We start from the raw sequence: 917 nt of genomic DNA, 5'->3' as shown, positions 1-917 counted from the left end.
GAGCTAGAGCTACATACCAATCGAATTAATGAATTGGTCATGAACATGATTCAACGCTCCTCGTTTGAAAAAGAAGAGATACATCGTAAAGCCGAGGAACTGAAGGAATCTAAGAATCTAATGATTGAGGAATGTCAGTTTGAGATCAGTGATTTAAAAAAGCAGCTACAAGCTGCCGCCGAGGAAGTAGATCGATTCAAACAAATGAAAGATGAAGCTGAGCGTCTTGTGCGGCAAATGGAAGAATCCAGTGAAAATAACAAGCTATTGATCCAGGAATACAAAGAGAAAAACGATACGTTAACCGGTCTTGTGAACGATTTTCGTCAAGGATACGAGGAAAGTAAGTCTTATAAGGATCAAGTTGACCGGTTAACACAGCAAACCGCCAAGCTCCAAGAGGAACTGAACAAAGAAAAAGAAACGATTCAAAACATGGATGAGATCCGGAAGGAAGTCCTTCGTCAAGCCGAGGAACGTCATCAAGCTGAACTGGAACGCATCGTCGAAAAGAAAGAGGTTGAAAAAGAACGCGAACTGTTACAGCTCCGTACCGAGTTCCAGGACAAGCTCCATAAAACAAGCGAAGAATCCATGGCTACGATGCAAGCACTTTATGAACGCATTGAACAGCTTCGAAGGGAACACGAGGAAGAAATGAAGCAACAAGAAAAAGAATATGAGCAGCAGATTGAGGAATTGAAAAAGAAGAAGTAACGAATAAGCCGGTAATCCTTAGCGTACAGGATACCGGCTTATTTTCTGTCAATTAGGGCTTAGCGTACAAAATCCGCGTTTTGTTGGCGGTACCCCTTTCTCCCCGAGAATACCGACGCACTGTATGTAAATGATGCTCCGGAAACGGTCTATGAATCAATTGAAACTCTGCTCCAGATGGGGATTAACCACATTCGCTA

Annotated in this window: 1 protein-coding gene; it reads left to right on the top strand. The window is 42.6% G+C overall.

All coding sequences use genetic code 11. The annotated features are described in order from the left end of the window. Positions 1–717 (top strand): coiled-coil domain-containing protein (locus tag EDM52_RS22600; RefSeq protein WP_122911174.1); only part of this gene is annotated, 717 nt, incomplete at its 5' end. Positions 718–917: the final 200 nt, after the last annotated feature.

Origin of the sequence: Brevibacillus invocatus (genome assembly GCF_003710915.1) — a bacterium.
Classification (GTDB): domain Bacteria; phylum Bacillota; class Bacilli; order Brevibacillales; family Brevibacillaceae; genus Brevibacillus; species Brevibacillus invocatus.
Note: the sequence above shows the minus strand (reverse complement) of the source record. Positions and strands in the feature narration are given on the sequence as shown.